The sequence below is a fragment of the Paenibacillus mesophilus genome (genome assembly GCF_005938385.1).
In the GTDB taxonomy this organism is placed as follows: Bacteria; Bacillota; Bacilli; order Paenibacillales; family NBRC-103111; genus Paenibacillus_AB; species Paenibacillus_AB mesophilus.
This window is the reverse complement of the sequence record NZ_VCRA01000007.1, coordinates 40,643-61,697: the sequence shown is the minus strand read 5'-3', so window position 1 is coordinate 61,697 and position 21,055 is coordinate 40,643. Positions and strand designations below refer to the sequence as shown.

The following is a 21,055-nucleotide window of genomic DNA, read 5'->3' as shown; positions in this document are numbered from 1 at the left end:
AATCTTATTAGAAAAGTATACTTAGTACTGATCGATCGGGTCTCTATGCGGCCTCAATATCGCCCGCAAGGATGCGATAAGGTACATATGAACACTATTAGTCGGTTGAAAGACCCAATTAGCGGAAATAAGGTACATTTGATCGTTATCGCCTCCTCACCGCATACTTCACAGCGAAAATCGTCTAGGAAAGGATGCGATAAGGTACATATGAACACTACTCGACTGCCGAATCGCCAACTTCTCGGAAATAAGGTACATTTGAGCGTTATAGGACCACCCCAGCTCTCTGCAAATATTTAGCAAACAAACTTCAGTAATATTGTTGACAATCTTACATTATCATTTATACTTATTATTGTCAGCATTGTTATGAAACGACCGGAGAGGGGAAAAACGATTGTGAGCACAACACCGGAAGGGCTGCGCAGCCAGCAAGTAAGAAGCATGAGCTTCGAAGGCGACGCTTTACGTATGTCGATGGATTGGTCAGTGGCCGATTTGGATAAAGTACAGGTGCTCGTGGAAAGCACGGCGGGTTCGAGCCATCCGAGCTCGTACCATCTCGACGAGCTTACCGGAGAAGCGGAGAAGGGCGTGCTGCAGGCGGGAGGCAAGCCGGCCCGCTATACGACGACCGATATATGCGACGGCATCGCACAGGCTCATGACGGGATGCACTATTCGCTTGCATCCAGAGACTTCATCGCATCGATGGTGGAAATCCACGTGAAGGCGACGCCTTTTGACGCGATGGTGCTGAGCTCGGCCGGAGATAAGGCGGTTCCCGCCCATCTGATGGCGATCGCGCGGCTCGACATCCCGTCCATCCATGTGCCCGGCGGAGCGATGGGCGCCGGGCCGTGTATGAAATCGAACGAAGAGCTGTGGCATATGAGCGTCGAAGTGAAAGAGAAGAACATGACCAAAGAGCAGTTTCTGGCGTTCCAGCGGGCGTGCTGCCCGACGTGCGGCGCTTGTCAATATATGGGTACGGCGGCGACGATGCAGGTGATGGCGGAAGCGCTCGGCCTGGCGCTCCCATGGTCGGCGCTCATTCCCGCGACGAATGCGGAAATTCGCCGGATGGCGAGAGCCGCAGGACAGCAGGTGATGGAGCTCATGCGCACCGGATTGACGCCGTCGCGCATATTGACGAAGAAGGCGTTCGAGAACGCCATCATGATCCACTCGGCGATCGGGGGGTCGCTAAACGCCGTCATGCACTTGATCGCCATAGCGGGCGAGATCGGGATCGAGCTGAGCGCGGAAACGTTCGACGCGATTCACCGCGAAATTCCCGTACTGGTCGATACGAAGACGGCGGGCAAATACCCGACGGAGCTGTTCTGGTACGCGGGCGGAGTGCCGATGGTCATGAAGGAGCTGAGAAACCACCTTCATCTCGATTGCTTGACGGTAACGGGGCGGACGATCGGAGACAATCTGGAGCAGTTCGCCAAGAGCGAAATGCCGAATTATGCGGAGATGTTTCTCGCGAATTATAAGCTGAACAAAAGGGACGTCATCTATCCGATCTCGAAGCCGCTCAAGTCGGAAGGCTCGATGGCGCTGTTGAAAGGCAGCTTGGCTCCGAAAGGGGCGACGATCAAAAAATCGGCCGTCGTGGCCGAAATGATGGTGCATGAAGGGCCGGCGAAAGTGTTCGACAGCGAGAAGACGGCGGTGGACGCGTACTTAAACCGGGAATTTCAGCCGGGCGACGTGATCATTATCCGCTATCAGGGACCCCGGGCAACCGGCATGCCGGAAATGTTCTACATGTCCGAGCTGATCGCCTCCGATCCGGTACTGTCCAAGTCGACGGCGCTCGTCACGGACGGGCGATTCTCCGGCGCGACCCGCGGGCCGTGCATCGGATATGTGGGGCCGGAAGCGCTTGACGGCGGACCGATCGCGTTCGTGGAGAACGGAGACATCGTGCGGATCGATATCCCGGAACGGCGCCTCGACCTTATTCGTCTGAATGGCAGCGATTCGAACGACGAGAAGGAAATCGGTCTCGCTCTGGAGAAACGTAAAGCGGAATGGAAACGTCCCGACATCCGGCATAAAGGTGCGCTGGGCCAATATACAAGGCTCGCCAAACCGGCGCTTGAAGGCGCATCCGCTCAAGGGTAAGGAGGACGGCAAGCATGAACATTGTAATCGGCGGAATGATCCAGGAAAGCAATACGTTCAGCGAAGCGAGCAGCGCATTGCGCGATTTCCAGCACTATTATTTTCTTACCGGGGACGAACTGTTGCAGCCGCAGTCGGTCGAGAACGAACTGGCCGGATTTGTTCGCGCCGCGGCGGAAGAAGCGCCCGGCGTAACGCTGCTTCCCACTGTGTTTACGCAGGCGGTCTCTTCGGGCAAAGTTCCGCGCAGGACGCTGGATGAATTGAAGCATATTTTGCTCGAGAGGCTGGAACGAATCCCCTCCTGCGACGGAGTGCTGTTCTCGCTTCACGGAGCATGGGTTGCCGAGGATGAAGACGATGCGGACGGGGAAATCGTCGAAGCGATCCGCAGCCGGGTAGGTCCGGACGTTCCGATCGTCATCACTCTCGATTCGCATGCGAACGTTACCCGCAAAATCGTCGATGGAGTGAACGGAATCGTAGGCTATCGCACGTTTCCTCATGTCGATTATGTGGAGACGGGGTACCGCGCCGCGAAGCTGCTGTTTCGCATCGTACGCGGAGAAACGAAGCCGCATATCCGGATGAGGAAAATTCCGATGATCGTGCCGGCGGAGCGCCACGAAACTTATCGCGGGCCGATGGCAGAGCTCTGGTCGGAGGCGTCGGCCGGCGAGCGGGACGGCCGCAGCGCATTGACCTCGCTGTTCCTCGTGCAGCCGTGGCTGGACATTGCGGAGATGGGCTGCTCGGTTGTCGTCATGGACGAAGACGCCGGGTGTGCGGAGCGGGAAGCGGATCGTCTGGCCGCTCTCATGTGGGACAAGAGGAGTCTATTTGACATCAAGCTATATCAAGTCGAGGAAATCGTCCGGCAGCTCGCGACCGAATCGGTCCGGGGCGAGCCGGCCGTCCTATCCGATTCCGCGGACAGTCCCGGCGCAGGGTCGGCGGGGGACAGCAGCTTCGTGCTCCGCGAGCTGCTTCGGCTGGGCGCGGACCGGCGATTGAACTGCTTGCTGTCGATGGTAGACCGCGATGCGGCCCATGCTGCCGTGGAAGCGGGAGAGGGAGCGGACGTCAAGCTCCGGGTGGGACATTCACTCAGCCGCTCGGTCGGACAGCCGATTGAGATCGAAGGGACGGTCGTCAAGATCGGCAGCGGCAAGTTCCGTTTCGGCGGCGGAGCGGCTTCCAACCTGGAAGCCAATATGGGACGATGCGCGGTCGTAAGCATCGGGACGATATCGCTGCTGCTGATGGAGAACCCTACATTCACGGGTGATCCGGCCATGTATCGGAGCGTCGGGCTGGAGCCGCTGGAAGCGGATCTCGTGCTGGTGAAATCGGCGAATCAATTCCGCGCCGAGTACGAGTTGCTGACCCGGCAGATCTATATCCTCGATACGCCCGGAGCGAGCACCGCCAACTTGCGGAGCTTGCCGTTCCGTCATATCCCGAGGCCGATGTACCCGTTCGAGGACGGCTTCAACGGAAAGTAAAGGAGATGCGCTTGCGATGAGATTACACGATAAAGTTGCGCTCGTTACGGGCGGATCTACCGGCATCGGCCGGGAAGTATGCCTCGCTTTCGCGACGGAAGGGGCGCGCGTCGCCGTCAATTATATCGGCTCCGAACAGAAGGCGCGGGACGTCGTTGCCGAAATCGAAGCCGCCGGCGGGCAAGCGATGGCCGTGTTCGCGGACGTCAGCGACGAAGCCCAGGTGAACGCGATGATCGAGACGGTCAACCGGGCTTGGGGCGGCGTCGATATATTGGTCAACAATGCGGGCATATATCCGCGCAAAGCGTGGCATGAAATAACCGGCGACGAATGGGACCGCGTGCAGGCCGTTAATTTGAAGTCCTGCTTCTTGACCAGCAAAGCCGTGTTTCCCCATATGCGCGAGAAAGGCTATGGAAAAATAATAAACGTTTCTTCGGTCACGTTCTGGCGGGGGCAGAAAGGCTTCGTCCATTACGTAGCCTCCAAGGGCGGCGTTATCGGCTTTACCCGGGCACTGAGCAGAGAGGTCGGGATGCACGGGATCACGGTCAATGCGATATCGCCGGGAGCGGTGATGACCGAGCAGGAGCTCCTCGACATGCCGGATGCGGCGGAGCGGGAAAAGACCCGCCTCTATTTGACCGAGGAGCAGGCGATCCCGCGCCGCCAGCTGCCGCCGGACATGGTCGGCGCCTTTTTGTTCCTCGCTTCGCGCGACAGCGATTTTACGACCGGCCAAACCGTCAATGTAGACGGCGGCTGGGTGATGCACTGAAACGAAACGACGGCCGCTCTGCGAGAAGCAGGGCGGCCGTCGGCGTTATAGGGCGGCGTCGCGGCTTCAACCGAAAAAAATGTCGAATTTCGCATCAAAATATTTTTCCTGATTTTAACTGTCGCAGCGGGCGATACGGAGGAAAAGCACCGCTCCTTCACGAACAAATGTAACGATCAGTTTAGTCGCGGAGGATCTTCCCATGCCCATTAAACATTTGCTGCGCAATGAGGATATATTTCAACTGGCGTTCGTGCATGCGCCGATCGGGATGGCGATCATAAGCACGGACGGGCAGTTGATTCAGGTGAACGACTCCGTTTGCTCGATCGTAGGCTATACGGCGGATGAGCTGACCGGCTTGTCGTTTCTGGATATTACCCACCCCGATGACGTCAAGCGGAACTGGGCGCTGATCGGCGAGCTGCTCGACGGCAAGAGAGAGTCGTATCAGCTGGAGAAGCGCTATATCCACAAAAAGGGGCATGTCGTCTGGGTGCTGCTCCGCTCCACGCTGCTCCGGGACGGGGACGGCGAACCGCAGTTTTTCATTTCGCAAATAACGGATATAACCGGCATGAAACAGTCGGAGCTGGAGCTGAGGCTTAGCAAGCTTAGGTATCAGTCGCTTTTCGAGCACCATCCGGATTTGATTTATTCATTGGACATGGATGGTTATCTGACATTCGCGAATCAGACGTTTCATAAAACGTTCGGGTACGGGACGAATGATTTCAAGGAGCGGCCGTTTCATTTAAAATCGCTGACGGCTCCGGAGAGCATGCATCAGACCGAGGTCGGGTTCCAGGCAGCGGCGAACGGCATGCCCCAACGGTATGAAGCCGTAGGGATAGACTCCGAGGGGAACCGGATCGTATTCGACGTGACGAACATTCCGATCGTCGTCGACGGTGAAATCATCGGCGTACACGGCTTGTCGCGGGACATTTCGAAGCAGAAGGAATTATGGGAGAAGCTGCAGGAAAGCCAAGAAATGTACCGGCTCATCTCGGACAATTCACAGGATATGATTACGTACAGTTCGATGGACGGCACGACCTTGTTCATCTCTCCCGCTTTGACCAAAGTTCTCGGGTACGAGCCGTGGGAGCTGATCGGGAAACCGTTCTCGCTGTTCCGGCATCCGGACGATGCGGACGTCGACGGGGCGGCGCTTGTTTCGGAGCATTCCGACACCAAGACGCATACGTGCCGGATCTTGCATAAGGACGGGCACTACGTTTGGATTGAGACGACATCCAAAATCGTCCGCGACACGAAAGGCGAAGAGGATAAAATTCTTGGAGTCGGAAGAGACATTACGAAACGGAAACGGGCCGAGAATGAGCTGCGAGCGACTAAAGAACGGCTGGAATCGTTTATCGACCATAATATCGATCCGATTATGGTATTCGATGCGGATAACAGGCTGATTCAGGTGAACGAATCGTTCGAACGGACATTCGGCTGGAACAGTGCGGAGATCGTAGGCCAGCTCGTAATCGATATCCGCTTCGTGGCGCCGGAGATGATGCCCGAGCTGAAACGAAATTTGGCCTTGCTGAATGCCGGTCAGCCGGTTCCGAGCTATGAAACGATCCGGCTGTGCAAGGACGGAACGAGACTTAACGTCAACTTGACCGCTTTTCCTCTAAGGGACGAACAGGGGAACATATCGGGATACTCCGTATCGCTTAGAGATATAACCGACCGGAAGCAGGCTGAAGAGCTGATGATCAATTCGGAGAAGCTGTCGATCGCCGGTCAGCTCGCGGCCGGCATCGCGCATGAAATCCGCAATCCGATCACCGCGATCAAAGGGTTCATCCAGCTGCTGAAATCGGGCTACACGGAGAAACGCCAATATTTCGATATCATGCTCTCGGAGATCGCGCGCATCGAAATGATATCGAGCGAGCTGCTGCTGCTCGCCAAGCCGCAGACGGTCATGTTTACGCGCAAAGACGTCGGGCTGCTGCTCAAGCAGGTGAAGACGCTGCTCGATTCGCAGGCGATCATGAGCAACGTGCAGATCGTAACCGACTTCGATCCCGAGACGGCCTGCATCCTGTGTGACGAGAACCAGCTGAAGCAAGTATGGATCAATTTCATTAAAAATGCGATCGAAGCGATGCCGGACGGAGGCAAGATCCATATCCGGATGCGCAGGCAGGGGCGCGAGCGGATTGTCGTCAGCATCGTCGACGAAGGATGCGGCATCCCCGAACCGCTGTTAAGCAAGCTGGGGCAGCCGTTCTATACGACGAAGGAGAAGGGGACCGGCCTCGGCTTCATGGTAAGCAAGCGCATCATCGAAAACCATAACGGCACGATAACCGTGCGCAGCCGGGAAAACGTCGGCACGACGGTGGAGGTCGGCTTGCCTTATAAGGACGAGTGACGCTGGCAGGCATATTTGTATTCATCCGGTGAAAATTTTATAATAGAAAGCAATTCATGGCGAAAGCCGGAAATGCGTTCCGCATTTCTGGCTTTCCGTTTTCGGGAGGCGCGCGATGATCGTCATCAAAACGAAAGAAGAAATAGCGAAGATGCAGCGGGCGGGTGAACTGCTGGCCGCCTGCCATCGGGAAATAGCAGGCTTGATCAAGCCTGGCGTCAAGACGATCGAGATCGACAAGTTTGCCGAGGAGTTTATCCGCAAGCACGGCGCGACGATGGAGCAGAAAGGATATCACGGCTATCCGTATGCCACGTGCGCGTCCGTCAACGATGTAATCTGTCACGGATTCCCGGGAGAGCGGGCGCTCGAGGACGGAGACATAGTCGCGATCGACATGGTCGTCAATCTGGACGGATGGCTCGCCGACTCCGCTTGGTCGTACGCGGTAGGGAACGTCAGTCCCGTTGCGCGGAAGCTGCTGGACGTCACGAAGGAATCCATGTACAAAGGAATCGAGAAGGCCGTTGTCGGGAACCGGATCGGCGATATATCGTATGCGATCCAATCGTACGCGGAGTCTCAAGGCTTCTCGGTCGTCCGCGATTTTGTAGGCCATGCGATCGGACAGTCGATGCACGAGGAGCCGCAGGTGCCCCATTACGGACCGCCGGGCCGCGGCGTAAGGCTCAAGGAAGGGATGGTCATTACGATCGAGCCGATGATCAATACCGGCACATACCGCAGCAAGCTCGATGCGGACGGCTGGACGGCGAGGACGGAGGACGGCGGCTTGTCGGCGCAGTACGAACATACGGTAGCGATTACGGCGGAAGGGCCGCTTATTTTAACGAAGCAGTGACAGGGGATAGACGGATGAAGAAAGTACTGCTGCTCGGAGATTCGATCCGGATGGGCTATGAACCGCTCGTTCGCGCGCAGCTGGCGGGGGAAGCCGAAGTTGTCGCTCCGGCGGAGAACGGCCGGTTCGCGAAGCATACGCTATGGGGCGTCAACCTGTGGATCAAGGAGCTGGGGAAGCCCGATATCGTGCATTGGAACAACGGATTGTGGGATTTGCATCACGAAGCGCCGATGATCGAGGCGCTGACGCCGCTCGACGAGTACATCCACACGATCGCACGCATTCTGAACGAGCTGCAGCGGACGAGAGCGTCGATCATCTTCGCCACGACGACCCCGGTGCCGTATGACGAGACGAACCGAAGCAATGCCGAGATCGATCTGTACAATGCGGCGGCGGTTCAACTGATGAGCAGGCACGGAGTCGAAGTAAACGATCTGAACGCCATCGTCAAGCAAGACATGGCGGGGTGTCTTTGCCCGGATCGGCTGCACATGAGCGAGCTTGGCAATGCGAGGCTGGCCGAGCGGGTAACAGCGGCAATCCGACATTATTTGTGAATCTACCAGAAGACCGCCCCGGGCACAATCCGAAGGGCGGTCTTTTCTTTCGCATGTTACCGCAGCGCTTCTACGGAAGCGCCCGAATAAGATTTGCGGAACTGATTCGGAGTTACCCCGTACCTGCTCTTGAACTTGTTGCAAAAATATTGGACGTTGCCGTACCCGACCTTGGCGGAAATGTCGGTAACCGACAGGCCGGCGCCGCGCAGCAGCTCGCACGCTTTGTCCATCCGGGCGCCCGTCAAATAGTCGACGAACGAAACGTGAAGCAGTTCCTTGAACTGTTTGGATACGTAGTGAGTCGACAAGCCGGCCATGGCGGACAGACGGTCCAGCGAAATATCTTCTTCGAGATGGTCGTCGATATATGCTTTCAGCCGGGTAATCACGTCGTATTGGGTGCTGCGCAGCAGATGCCGCCCGATATGATCGGCGATTTGCAGGCTCCGCTCCCGAATCCGTTCGAGCGTCTCATCGATCGTGTCCATCCTGACATCCTTGAACATATAATCGTTCGGGAACATCTGCTCCTTGCTGTTCATATCTACGATGACTTTGGACAAAGTAACCGTCATCTGCATAAGCGAAAGCTCGACGCCTTCGAGCGAGACGGCGGCTTGCTTCATGGCGGCGCCGAACTCGTCGATGAACTGCCCGACCGACTGCGTATCACCAGCCCGGAGAGCGTTCTCGAACGGTTCGAAACGGACGGATGGAAGCGAGCTCCGCGAGATTATATCGTCATAGTCGATTGCCGTACCCAAGCCTTGAATGAACGTGTAGCCCGCGGCCGCGGCGGCATGCCCGTACGATTTAGCGATGTCTTCGGCGGCATGGGCGATGCTGCCGATTCCCACGGACAAAAGGCTCTCATTCGTCCGGCTCGATGCCGCGGCTTGCCGCCAAAATTGCCCGATCTGTCGTTTCTTGTCCGGCAACTCATCCGAATAGTACAGCATGCATAGCTCGGACGGGCCGGTATGGATCGCCGTGTGCGGGCATAGAGCGGCCTGCTTGTGCAGTCTCGTCAATCCCGTTTTGCCTCCGGTTCCAGCTAACTTCACTTTGACGGCCATATACAGGGAGTCCGCGGGCACGGGCTCGGGCAGCTCGTCGGCATCCAGACGGCCGTTCAGAAGCGCTAGAAGCTTCTCTTCGTTAAGCTGTCCCGCCAACTGCCTGATTCTGTTGTTCAGTCCGGCTAAGACGTGTTCGAACAAAGAGAACTCGTTCCGCTGCTGACCCGGAAGAGAAACGCCGCCGCTTTCCTTGAGCTTCTGCAGCATGCGTTGAACCGGATTGTACGTCATGACCGCGACGGCATAAGAGGCCGCGACGCCGAACAGCAGTACGCTCAGGCTGACGAGGAATATTTGCCGCTGCATCGAGCCGGAGGCGACCTCGATCGAATCGACGGGACGTGCGGAAGCGAACGCCCAGCCGCCGCTTAAGTCCGTTTGCTTCAGGGCGCTGAAATATATTCCGCCCTCCCGGTATACAGAAGAGGCTTCTCCGATCAGCATATTCCGGAGCAATCCCTCATCGCGTTCCGTTACGTTGCCGGAATAGGCGGCGTAACCGCTGCTGCGGTCGTACATGAGCAGCTTTTCGTCAGGAGACTGCAACTGCGAATCGAGCATCCGGCCGAGATGGTCGGATTTCAGGTCGATAAACATATACCCTTTCGCTTCGTTCGCAGGTGCGTTCAACGGAAAAGAATAAATATACGTAAGAAGCCGTTCCGCCGCTTCATTCCCGTACGGAACGGTGCGCGCGATCCAGCGGTCGGTTTGTAACCGGCCCTGATCGAGCTCGGTCAGCAGGTCGTACTTGGGGGAATTTTCCGCCATCCGGTAAAACGCGTATTGGTTCACCATCATGTTGGCCGATTTGAAATAGATCGAGATGCTGTCAACGCCTTCGTTGGCTTCCACCGTTCCCTTCAAATAGTCGGCAAGGCGGAAAATCTGGTATACGTTCGAGCCGTATTCCTTATAGAAGGTCGAGAACGCATCGTCCGAGCCGGAAGGAAGATCGACTGTAGACAGCATGTTGCTTATGAAAGCGTTTTTAAAAATGGCCGGATACGTCTCCTCCATGTAGCTTTTCATTTGATTAAGCCGGTTTTGACCGGTTGCATATAAATCGCCGGCGGTCACCTGACGGGCTTTATCGTACAAAATCGCGCCGCACAAGCAGGAGACGGCAACCGTAATGATCGTATAAGATACGAATAAGCGGCGGAAATAAAGATTGCGGAGCCTGTCGACTATGGACCATCCCATTTCCGTTCCACTTCCTTTCCGCATTCGTCGTCGCGTTTAGCCGCGCGACCTCATCGTAACATACCGTTTTCGCCGATGTAAACAAAGGGAAGCACTTAACCGGAAAATAGCAACCGCGGCCGAATATTTGCAATGCGGGACAGCGAAAACGCATAACAAATAGCGAAACATTGCAATTGGTTTGCCGCCGGAAATGCCGCACAATAGGGGCGTATCGACAAAACGAAGGGGTGCTCACACAAATGCTCAACATTCGGAACAAGGCCATGCTGCCGCTTCTAATCGGCGGTCTGCTGATCGCGCTGCCGGCTTGCGCGGGATCATCGGGCGGCGGCAATGGAGAAAGCAAGGGAAGCGGCGGAGGAAGCCCGGCGGCCGGCAGCGCAAGCGACGCTCCGCCCGCGCCGCTCAAGGAGCCGGTCGAAATCGTATTCAAAGACGTTTCGTTCGGCTGGACGCCGGAGAAGTTTATGGACAATTACGGCAACGCGATCGCGAAGAAATTTCCCCACGTCACGGTGAAGGCGCTTCCATATGCGGGCCAGCCGGGTGGCATGTGGATACCGGAGCTGATCGCGGCGGGCCAGCCGATCGATATTTTGTTTTCTTCCGGCGCGGCCGTGCACGGCAACATTTTGGCCAATAAATTGCAATACGATATGACGCCGTTAATCAAGAAGTACAAGTACGACTTGAACCGGCTGGAGCCGTCCGCGGTCGCCTTGGCGATGCAGCTCGCGAACGGGGGAATATACGGACTTCCCGGAATCGGGGCCGCTTCCCCGCTTGTCTACAACAAAGATATATTCGACAAATTTGGCGTGCCGTATCCGAAGGACGGCATGAATTGGGACGAGTTCTACGAGCTGGCGAGGAAGCTGACCCGTACCGAGAACGGCATACAGTACCGCGGAGCGATCGTGAACGCGAGCGGCATGATACTCCGGAACCCGTTCTCGCTCGGCTTCATCGATCCGTCGTCGGAGAAAGCGAATTTTCAGAATGACAACTGGAAGGTGCTGTTCGACAAAATGGCTTCGATCTACAAAATTCCCGGCAACGAGCTGACGGCGGCGCAAGTGAGCGTCGCGGAGCAGCGCAAGCTGTGGGAGAAGGATAAGACGGTCGCCATGTATTTGCCGATATCCGGGTCGGGTGCAAGCGAGCTTACGTTTGCGGGCATGAACTACGATTTCGTCTCGATGCCTACCTTCAAGGAACTGCCGAACGTCGGCCCGCAGCCGTATTCGACGGCGTTCTATATTTCGGTCTCGAGCAAGCACAAGGACCAGGCGTTCGAAATATTGCAATACTTGACGTCCGACGAATTCCAAATGGAGAAATCGAAGCAAGGCACGTTGACCGTGCTCAAAAGCCAGGCGGTACGCGATGCATTCGGCAAAGATTTGCCGGCGTTCACGGGAAAAAACCTGAAAGCGCTGCTGCCCGAGAAATTCGCACCCGCACCGTACCAAAGCCAATACAACGGCACCGCCTTCAACGAGCTGATCAAAGGGTTCAACAATTTAATACTCGGCAAGCAGGATGTAAATACCGCGATCCGGCAGGCGGAGGAGGAAACGAACAAGAAAATCGCTGAAGACAAAGCCAAAGTCAAGTAACGGTGCAACGTGCGAATGACACCATTATCCATTATACGGGAGGGGTAGTATGGAAGAGCGGAACATAACGAGAAGAGCGCTGCTCGGAACGATGGGCGCGGCGGGTGCGGCATTTCTTGCAGGCGGGCTTGTTCCCGAAGCGTTTGCAGGGCAGCCTCAAGGGACAGTAACCGCAGGTGTATACGGAGGCGGGGAGCCGAGCTGCTGCATGGACTGTGTGAATGTCGCCGATTATGGGGTAATTGGGGACGGAACGGCGGACGATACGGCGGCATTCCAGCTGGCGGCCGATGCTGCGAGAGCGAGCGGGAAGGCGCTGTACGTTCCCGCCGCGATGAAAGTTAAAATTTCGTCTACGGTTAATTTGCGCTACATCCCGTACATCGAATCGCTCGGTACGATCGTCTCTTACGTCGACCATTCGCATGCTTTGCTCGTTGGCAACGATTCAAGAAATACGAAAGTGTTCCGGCTTTATTTCGCCGGCGTAACGAAAGGAAATACGCTAAACCAGGACGATATCGGCATCCGGGCGGTCGGATTGAAAAACGCCAAGATGACAGTCATGAGCTGCTACTATTTGCAGCTGTTCGCCGACGCCGCCGATCCGACGATGAGCAGCATCGCGTACTGCGAATTTTATTTGGGCCGGATGATCAACACGCTGGAGCTGTACGGAGCGGCCGGGACAAGCTGGATTAACGAGAATACGTTTTACGAAGGCGCTCTGAAAAAAATTGTGATCGATTCGGCGAGCTACAGCCATAACAACAATGTATTCATCAAGCCGTGCGTGGAGGGTGCCGATGCGGTTATCCAGATCAAGAAAGGCGTAAGAAACAAATTTTACGACTTGAGAACCGAGGGCGGGACGAAAATCAATCCGCCGGAACGTACTACAACGTGCTGATCGACAACTTTGTATCCAACAACGGCAATTTGGCGAGCGGCGCAATCGTGACGGACAACGGGCAAGAAAATATGGTGCTCGCCGGCATAGAAACGTTATACCGGGTCGCAAGCGTAGTGTCGATCGACCGGAACAGCGTCATTCTGGATGGATGCGCGGAGTATGCCAATATGAAAAATGTCGTGCGAAGCGGCTTCGACAAGCTGGTCGCGCAAAGCTACACCGTCTTGTTCGAAACGGGGATCATGCCGGTGGGCGAGGTGGAGCGGTTCAAGTTCGAAGCCGATTCGAAGCAGTTCCGTTACCGGGTATATTGCTACGATGAGAACAGAAGTTTGCTGAACGACAAGCTGTACATCAACGGCATCGGCGGCTGGAAGCAGCTCGGCGATTACGCCGGCTTCCAAACGAACGTGAGCGACGCCTGGGTCGTCTTCAGCGACAAAACGGTGAAATACGCCAATATCGTCCTGTACTACTACGGACCGGGAAGCTTCGAATATGCAAGATTGAAAGCGTACGTCAGGACGAATGCCGCCGGTTGGTCCGTCGACGATATCGGCAGAAGGCAGCGCCGTCCGCTCGTGCAAGCGGCGAAACCGGTCAAAGGGCTGGTGCATCCGGGACATACGGTTGCGAAAAGCGACGGAACCGGCTTATGGATTTGTGTCGGCAGGGCGGATACGATCGTATCAACCGCGCAAAGCTCGGGCACGGCTGCGCTGCCGGTGGCCGATGCGGCCGGCATGAGTGTCGGAGACGTGCTAGCCGTCTGCCTGGAAGACCGGACGACGCAGTGGACGTCCGTCTCGGCCATATCCGGCAATACGGTGACGATCTCGGAGACGCTTGCCGGCAATGTTGCGGCGGGCGCTCCGGTTGCCGCCATCCGTTGGGTGTGATCCGCAATATCGGCTCGCCACTTATCCGAATACCCCGGACCATAACGGTTCCGGGGGTATTTTGTATGCGCGCGAATCGGACCGGGAAAAAAAGAGTCTTTTGCACCAGGACGGAGCCTCGAATTCCTGTAAAAATTGTAAAAATGTTATTGACGATCCATTCAGAAACGTATATGATAACAATTGTTGTGGTATTATGGTATGACCATAGTATACAGTTTGGCGAGATCATTGTTGCTCTTCTTCTCCTATTTCCACGCTTCCGATTAGTGGTCCGACCATATTGCAGATGTCGCGACCTAAGTCGTAAACGGCGTACTGCGCCTCTCTATTGAACGTAAAAACTTCCACCGGAATAGCGTTTCTCGTACGAATGCATTTCTCCGACCAGGATTCGAACCGGAAATTTTCCGAACCGCGCTTTCATCGGACGGGCAGAGATTGCCTCGCTTTCCTGCAGCCATATATCCCGATCGGTCCTACAAATATTTCGCGCTGAAGAAATGATAGCGCTTACCAAAGGCGCGTTTCGTTCAACGGATCCAAGCGGTCCGCTTCCGGGAGGCGAGTGCCGGATGAAAGTATGAAAGGGGGTGAGCATCTTGCATTAATCATGACCGGCAAAGCCGTTTGCAGCGATGGGGGACCGAATTACAACACAAACGGGAGGAAGCAAAGAGATGATTAGAAAATCGATTTTTGTATCGTTAGCCGGCATTATAGTCGTATCGTCATTGACAGCGTGCAGCGGCGGCAAAGGATCAAGCACGGAAGCCGAGAAAGGAAGCGGGCAGCAAAAACCGAGGGAGACGGTAGAAATCTCGATCTTCCACTATAACGGCACCTGGTCGCAGGAACAAAACGATAAAGTTTTTGCGCAACCGATCATGAAGAAATACCCCTATATTAAAGTGAAGGCGATTACATACCAAGGTCCGAAGCAGCTGGAAGAAATGGTCGTGTCCGGTACTTTACCGGATTTGATCATGACTACCCCAGGGCCGGGATTCGAGACGACGATAAGGAAGTATGAATCTCAATTCGACTTGACCCCGCTTATCAAACAATATAAATATGACTTGAACCAGTTGGACCCGGCAGCGGTCGGCGCCGTTCGAAGCTTATCGACCAAAGGCGAATTGTTCAGCCTTCCGATCTATATGGCGCCCAACACGCTGTATTACAACAAAACCGTGTTCGATAAATTCGGCGTCGCCTATCCGAAGGACGGGATGAGCTGGGACGACGTGTACGAGCTGTCCAAACGGCTGACACGCAATGACAACGGTGTGCAGTATCGCGGATTTTTGGCATCTTACGTCCATTTGATGAGGCTGAATCAAGTATCGCAGAAGCTGTTCGACGCGTCTGGGCAGAAGGTCGCCTTCGATACAAGCGAATTCAAAAATTATTTGAAGGACATATTCCGCATCTACGAGCTCCCCGGCTACGGCATGGACAAATTATCGCCCGATACGAACGTGAACACGCTGTTCCTGAAGGAACAAACGGTCGCCATGATCGAGCCGGGAGGCACCTTGCTCGGCGAAGAGTCGCTCGCGGGTCTCGGCAACCAATGGGACTTTACTTCGTTCCCCTCGATGAAGGAAAAGCCGGGTGTAGGCTCCCAACCGTATCCGTTCATCATCTCGATGTTCAATACGAGCAAGCACAAGGAAGAAGCGTTCGAGGCGATGGCCTATTTGACCTCGGCCGAATTCCAGACGGCCGCTACGAAGCAAGGCATGCTGCTTCCGGTGCTAAAGGACAAATCGATCGTCATGCAATTCGGACAGGAATCCGCCTTCTATAAAGGCAAAAACGTCGGCGCCCTGCTGCCGAAACAATTCGCCCCGGTGCCGGATGAGCCGTTCTCCGAATTTACCGCGACGGCCCAAAACGAGCTTTACCTCATATTCAGAAAAGTGGTGCACGGCAAAATGGATATCAATACCGCGTTCCGCGAGTCGACCGAAGCGGCCAATAAGAAGATAGAAGAGATCAAAGCAGCCAAAAAATAAGTTCGGTACGTGCGGAGGAGAAGGACAGGAGGCTACCCGAACAGCGCCTGTCCTCTTCTTATCTATTATATAGGGATCGAGGTGGCTACATGTTAACGTTCACATGGCGCAGATCAATCAGCTTGCTCCTAATCGCTTTTATTATGGCCGGAACTTTGCCGTTCTCAGCAAATACCGGGATTGGCAGCGGCACCGTATATGCCGATTCGGCGGAAGGAAGTGTATTACGATTCGAAGATGACGCAACCAGCCTGCAGGCCACAGGATGGAGCAGGAGAATACCGCCCGAGACAGGCGTCTACATTATCGATTCCTCTCACTCTCTCGGCAATCCGAATCAGATCGCGACGAAGAATGTTCTACCGGGTCAATACTTGCTGTACGGGGATCAGAACGCGAGTGCAGCTTCCAAGTATACGTCCATATCGAAGAAGATGCCGATCGGCCCCGGCGCGTGGACTTTGGAGTTCTCCGCCAAGTTTGCGGATTTGATGAAGCCGAGCCAATTCCCCGTGTACCGAGGGATCAGCTTTGAACTATTCGCAGCCGGGAAAGAATATAAAATTACATTCAACGATACGAACAAAATATTGGCGATGACAAATGCGTCGGGCGCTTATGTGCAGCAAGAGGCAGATATGCCTGCCGATGACGCTTTTCATCAATGGGAGATAGCGTATGACGGCAATTATACGGTATCCGTTAAGATGGACGGACATGTAATGGCCAGCTTCCCGAACATCGGATTTGCCGTATCGGGGAGGGCGGACGAACTTGTCATTCTGAATGCGCCATTGAACTGGCAGTCCGGCACGAACGAGGTGTACATAGACCATATAGCTCTGCGCTCAAACGGACAAGCAATGCCATCCAATATGCTCCTAGATGACAGCGCTTCCAGCATAAGCGACGCGGGATGGTCCAGGTCGCTTGCTCCGATCGACGGACTGTACATTACGGATGCGGGGAACTCCCTCGGCAATCCGAACGGCATCCTAATGAAAACGGTCCCACCCGGACAATATTTGTTATACGGAGATAACCGGGCGAGCTTGCAAGGGAAATACGTGCGGCTGCTGAAAACCGTACCGATCGGCGCCGGGGCGTGGACGCTGGAATTTGCGGCCCGGTTCGCCGATCTGATGAAGCCTTCCGCCAATCATGCGGACCGGGGCGTCTATTTCGATATTTATGCCGCCGGGAAACGGTACAAAATTACGTTTAACGATAAGGACAAAATTATGGCAAATGCCTCGACCAGGAAACAAGTGCAAATGCCGGACGACGATGCTTTCCACAAATGGGAAATCTCCTTCGACGGAGCAGATACGGTTCGTGTGAAGCTCGATCAAGCCGTCGTAGCGACGTTCGTCCAAGTCGCTTCGTCTGCCGCGGGAATATCCGACCGGGTACAGATCGCGAACGTACCGCTCAATCTGGAGTCGGGCACGAATGAAGTTTATTTGGATTACGTGAAGCTGTATACGACGGAGCTGGGCGATCCGAACTTGCTGCTGAACGACGATGCCGCAAGCTTCCAAACGGCGGGTTGGTCGGTAGCACCCCCTGTTGCGGAATCGTATTTTACCGATTATGCCAAAACGAACGGTTCGGTGACCGGCATGCTGGACGCTGAAGAAGGGCGGTATTTGACCTATGCCCATGCCGGAGCGTCAAGCGCGGTGCAAATGAGCAAAAGTGTCGACATCGGCACGGGGCCGTGGGCGCTTGAATTCGATGCGAAGATGGCTTCACTCGTGAAACCCGGCGCGACGGGAGCGGAGCAAGGGTTTATCGTCGAAGTCGCGGCCGGCGGGAAATTATACAAACTTATATATAACGATGGCAGCAAGCTGTACGTAAGCAAAGGCGGAGGCGGTTATGAGGCGGTCGAGACGAGCCTGTTATCCGGCGCTTACTATGACAACTGGGGCATTGCCTATGATCAGTTCGGCCGATTAATCGTCACGCGCAACGGGAGCAAGCTTGGCATATGGTCCGGGGCGGGCATGCCTGTGAATCAACCGGACCGGATCACGATCATCAATCAGGCGGCGGGCGCGACAGGGGAGACGAAGGTCTATTTGGACCGGATCAAGCTGGTCAAAAACGTGCTGCCGGAATGGAGCGAGTTTCAGCCTTTGATCGCCGGAGCGACCGTTCTGCCGACTTCGGATTCCGCCGAGATTACGGCGGTCGTTCCGTTAATCGACGCCGATCCGCTATGGTTCGCATCGAATCGGCTTGCGCTCGAAGCGGAATTGATCGATGACGGGCAAGTCGTAAACAGCGTTCGGCAGCCCGTGAGCGGCCAGACGGTTACGCTGCGATTGCCCGCGAACGGCCGAACCGGCTGGATGGATTTATCGCTGAAATTAATGGACGGCAATACGGTCAGAAGCGGAGTGTCCTATAAATTGGATGTGTATCCGTCCGTCTCCATCTTGCCGCCCGAGCAAGAAGCCACGGCAGTAACAGGCGAAGTGTACGTATTCAATGATATCGATCTGGCCGCCGATTCCGCCGGCAGCCTATCCTGGCAAGCCGGGTGGAAGCTGGCCGCCTACACTTATGACGGAACCGACAGCGGAGGTCTGCTCATAGAAAGCACGAACGAATCCACTGCATTGGAGCTGCCTGTCAGCTTGCACGGCTGGTATGGCGTCACGATCGGCTATGCGACCGGAACCGAAGGACTGATTGTCTCGGACGGCACGCAATCGCGGACGATTGAAATGGATGGCGTCGTAACAGGCGAGCCTTATGGCAGCAAGGCGATAGCGGAGGTGTTTGCGCTGGCGTCGGATTTTGAAGGCGGAACGGTCACGCTAGCCCCGATCCCCGGCAAGCAGGCGAGGATCGCCTATGTCAAGCTGAAAGGACTGTCTTCCGAAGAGATCGCGCTTATTGCGAAGCCGGATGAAGGTCAAGAGGGGAAACGGGTCATTTACAACAATGACGGCTACAGCGATTATTTCAGCGGCCGGTACAATAATGAGCAAAGTTTGCTGAATAACGCCGTAAATTTTTTTGAAGATCAAGATGTGAATTCGTTGTACTGGACGCTCGGGACGACGATGCTTATTCTACGGGACAGCGAAGCGGCCGGACGGCCCTATGCGAGCTTGACTCCGGCACAAGAGCAGAACTTGATGCGGGAAGGCGACAAGCGGGTCAGAGACGTCGTATTGGGCTATGTGGACGCGGGCAAAGATCCGCTCGCGATCGTGGCCGGGCGGGCGAACGATATCGGGTTGGACGCCTATGCTTCCTTAAGGATGGGGGCGTTTTACAATCAAAATGTTTACCCGTGGCTGAATGGCAACTTGTATTCCGAATATGCGAACAAAGGCTATCTGCAAATCAAAAGCAACGGCACGCCGGATGTGCGGATGAGCTATGCCTATCCCGAATTCAGACAATACGTGATCGATGTGCTCAAGGAGGCGACTGCCGTAACCGATGCGCAGGGGCGGAAGCTGCTGAAAGGCGTGGAGCTCGATTATTGCCGATATCCGAATGTACTCGGGTATGAATCTATTCTAACCGATGCCTATATCGCGAAATACGGCATCGATCCCCGGCAGGAGACTTCACCGGACAGGTGGAACCGATTCAAAGCCGACATCATGACCGGATTCATGCAAGATGTGCGCGGGCAGTTGGAGGGTGAACGAATCTCGGTACGCATCCCGTATGACGCTTATTTGCAGAACGGCTTGGATATCGAGAGATGGATCCAGGAGCAGTTGATCGATACGCTCGTCGTCTGCACGTTGGGCCATGAGACGTTTTTCGGGGAAATCGATTCGTTCAAGGAAATGACGGCCGGCACGAATGTGCAGCTGTATGGAAATATTAACGGAACGCTCTCCGGAAGCGATCTGACTCGGCAGGAGGAAGAATTGCTGAAGCGCGGAATCCGGATCGCGACGGGACACGAAAGCGTCGGCAAGCAGCAATATTTGCTGAGAGCTCACCAGTTTTATGTAGCGGGCTATGACGGCATTTACATATTCAACAATTGGATGGGCAAGGCGGCCGGCGGCCAATCGATATTGGGCGAGCTGGGCGACAAGGTGAAGGTGGAGAAATGGTACCGATTCGGATATCCCGCGGAATGGGTGCAAAATCTCGTGACGGTGCAGCCGACGCAGCCGCAGGACCGGCTTCCTCCGAAAATAAAGGTGACGATGACGACCGCCGCGGACGGCATGCCCTATGCGAACGATACGTGGACCAACCGGAGTGTCGTTGCCAGCGTGTATGCGCAGGATGAGCTTAGCGGACTCGCTTCATTGGAGTATTCGCTGGACGGCGGAGTCACTTGGAGCGTATATGGCGAGCAGCTTCGTTTCGACCAAGACGGAACGTATATCCTCAAAGTCAGGGCGACCGACTTGGCCGGGCACGAAGCCGTGGAGCAGCGTACGATCAAAATCGCGAGGACCGGCTTGGCGGTGACCGTCACGCTGCGTCATTCGGACGGCTCTCCTTATGCGAGCGGCGAATGGACCCGGCAAAGCGTAACGGCCAGCGTCTACTCGATCCATCAGCAGGGGCTCGCGGTAACCGCAGTTACTTATTCGTTGGATCAAGGCATTTCGTGGCGTCTTGTTACGGGCACGCTAACGTTTACGGAAGACGGGACATATCCGGTATCGATTCAGGCTGTAGACGAAGCCGGAAACAAACTTATGAATCAGGTGCTGATCCGGATCGACCGGAATGCGCCGAATGTGCAGTTCGATCCGAACGGCAATGAGAAGTCGAGGTCTCCTACGGTAAAAGTGACGGTTACCGATCAGGGAAGCGGAGTGGAGAAGACGAGCCTCGCGTATGCGTGGTCGAGTGACGGGAATGCGCCTGCTTCGGGTTGGAAGCCGTTTGCAAGCGGCAGGACGATCCCCGCTCGAGGCGGGACGGACAGCTTGTATTTGCATATCCGGGCCGCTGACCAAACCGGCAATACGGCTGAAGTACGTTACGGTCCGCGCAAAACGAAGTAATGTTCGAAGTGCAGAGTGAAAGAACCCCCGGACCATTGCGGTTCCGGGG

Annotated in this window: 12 protein-coding genes; 11 read left to right on the top strand and 1 reads right to left on the bottom strand. The window is 55.4% G+C overall.

Annotation, left to right across the window (positions count from 1 at the left end; genetic code table 11):
• Nucleotides 1-402 precede the first annotated feature (402 nt).
• The 6 genes from ilvD to FE783_RS14735 all read left to right on the top strand — a co-directional run bounded on the left by ilvD (nucleotide 403) and on the right by FE783_RS14735 (nucleotide 8,254).
• Entirely contained in the window at nucleotides 403-2,142 is a 1,740-nt protein-coding gene (ilvD, locus tag FE783_RS14760; protein WP_202916196.1) for a dihydroxy-acid dehydratase, read from the top strand.
• A gap of 14 nt (nucleotides 2,143-2,156) precedes the next feature.
• Nucleotides 2,157-3,647 (top strand): M81 family metallopeptidase, encoded by a 1,491-nt coding sequence (locus tag FE783_RS14755; RefSeq protein WP_138880147.1) that lies wholly within the window; start codon nucleotides 2,157-2,159, stop codon nucleotides 3,645-3,647.
• A gap of 16 nt (nucleotides 3,648-3,663) precedes the next feature.
• The gene (locus FE783_RS14750) at nucleotides 3,664-4,428 is read left to right on the top strand and encodes an SDR family NAD(P)-dependent oxidoreductase (protein WP_138880146.1); all 765 of its coding nucleotides are present in this window, start codon (nucleotides 3,664-3,666) and stop codon (nucleotides 4,426-4,428) included.
• 202 nt (nucleotides 4,429-4,630) lie between these two features.
• Nucleotides 4,631-6,829 (top strand): PAS domain S-box protein, encoded by a 2,199-nt coding sequence (locus FE783_RS14745; RefSeq protein WP_138880145.1) that lies wholly within the window; start codon nucleotides 4,631-4,633, stop codon nucleotides 6,827-6,829.
• A gap of 115 nt (nucleotides 6,830-6,944) precedes the next feature.
• Complete coding sequence (map, locus tag FE783_RS14740; protein ID WP_138880144.1) at nucleotides 6,945-7,691, top strand: type I methionyl aminopeptidase; 747 nt, start codon at nucleotides 6,945-6,947, stop codon at nucleotides 7,689-7,691.
• 14 nt (nucleotides 7,692-7,705) lie between these two features.
• On the top strand, nucleotides 7,706-8,254 hold the full coding sequence (locus FE783_RS14735) for an SGNH/GDSL hydrolase family protein (RefSeq protein WP_138880143.1): 549 nt from the start codon (nucleotides 7,706-7,708) through the stop codon (nucleotides 8,252-8,254).
• Nucleotides 8,255-8,310: 56 nt separating this feature from the next.
• Here FE783_RS14735 and FE783_RS14730 read toward each other — a convergent pair whose 3' ends face one another.
• Nucleotides 8,311-10,542 (bottom strand): helix-turn-helix domain-containing protein, encoded by a 2,232-nt coding sequence (locus FE783_RS14730; RefSeq protein WP_158301808.1) that lies wholly within the window; start codon nucleotides 10,540-10,542, stop codon nucleotides 8,311-8,313.
• Between the two features lie 242 nt (nucleotides 10,543-10,784).
• Between FE783_RS14730 and FE783_RS14725 the strand changes: the two genes are divergently transcribed.
• The 5 genes from FE783_RS14725 (at nucleotide 10,785) to FE783_RS14705 (ending at nucleotide 21,006) form a co-directional block, all read left to right on the top strand.
• Complete coding sequence (locus FE783_RS14725) at nucleotides 10,785-12,164, top strand: ABC transporter substrate-binding protein (RefSeq protein WP_138880141.1); 1,380 nt, start codon at nucleotides 10,785-10,787, stop codon at nucleotides 12,162-12,164.
• Nucleotides 12,165-12,213: 49 nt separating this feature from the next.
• Nucleotides 12,214-13,074: a glycosyl hydrolase family 28-related protein gene (locus FE783_RS14720; protein ID WP_138880140.1), complete on the top strand. Its 861-nt coding sequence runs from the start codon at nucleotides 12,214-12,216 to the stop codon at nucleotides 13,072-13,074.
• Nucleotides 13,068-13,976 (top strand): hypothetical protein, encoded by a 909-nt coding sequence (locus FE783_RS14715; RefSeq protein WP_138880139.1) that lies wholly within the window; start codon nucleotides 13,068-13,070, stop codon nucleotides 13,974-13,976. The genes FE783_RS14720 and FE783_RS14715 overlap by 7 nt, the downstream gene beginning before the upstream one ends.
• A 680-nt stretch (nucleotides 13,977-14,656) precedes the next feature.
• The gene (locus FE783_RS14710; protein ID WP_158301807.1) at nucleotides 14,657-15,997 is read left to right on the top strand and encodes an ABC transporter substrate-binding protein; all 1,341 of its coding nucleotides are present in this window, start codon (nucleotides 14,657-14,659) and stop codon (nucleotides 15,995-15,997) included.
• Nucleotides 15,998-16,086: 89 nt separating this feature from the next.
• Nucleotides 16,087-21,006: an OmpL47-type beta-barrel domain-containing protein gene (locus FE783_RS14705; protein ID WP_138880137.1), complete on the top strand. Its 4,920-nt coding sequence runs from the start codon at nucleotides 16,087-16,089 to the stop codon at nucleotides 21,004-21,006.
• Nucleotides 21,007-21,055 lie beyond the last annotated feature (49 nt).